This window comes from Acidovorax sp. ST3 (assembly GCF_003231145.1).
Classification (GTDB): Bacteria; Pseudomonadota; Gammaproteobacteria; order Burkholderiales; family Burkholderiaceae_C; genus Acidovorax.
This window is the reverse complement of the sequence record NZ_QKVP01000155.1, coordinates 1-504: the sequence shown is the minus strand read 5'-3', so window position 1 is coordinate 504 and position 504 is coordinate 1. Positions and strand designations below refer to the sequence as shown.

At 68.5% G+C, this 504-nt stretch carries 1 protein-coding gene; it reads left to right on the top strand.

Going from position 1 to position 504, the window contains the following annotated elements; all coding sequences use genetic code 11:
- Positions 1–432, top strand: a 432-nt coding sequence (locus DNK89_RS24085) for an ATP-binding protein (RefSeq protein WP_153064365.1), incomplete at its 5' end; no start/stop codon positions are given.
- Between the last annotated feature and the right edge of the window lie 72 nt (positions 433–504).

The following is a 504-nucleotide window of genomic DNA, read 5'->3' as shown; positions in this document are numbered from 1 at the left end:
ATCGACTTCATGGCACCCGAGCTCGACAAGCGCGGCATCACCCGCGATGGCGCGGTGACGGGCGGCCTGATGGTGGAAGCCGATGCCGACCAGATCCACCAGGTCGTCATCAACCTGGTGCTCAACGCCATCGAGGCCATGCAGCAGACCCCGGCGGGCGCCCGCCAGTTGACGCTACGCCTGTCGTGCCAGGAGGCGGGGCAGGTGCAGTGTTCGCTGACGGACTCCGGCCCGGGCCTGACGCCGCAGGCGCGCGAACGCCTGTTCGACACCTTCTGGAGCACCAAGCCCGAAGGCACCGGCCTGGGGCTGACCATCAGTCGCGGCATCATCGAAAGCCATGGCGGCCGGTTGTGGGCCGAACCCGCCGCGCGCGAGGGCGCGGTGTTCTGTTTCATGCTGCCAGCGGCGGCCGAGGATGAATCTTCATGATCGCAAGCACGCGGCCCGAGCCCGCCACCATCCACATCGTCGATGACGACGCCTCGCTGCGCGAGTCGCTGG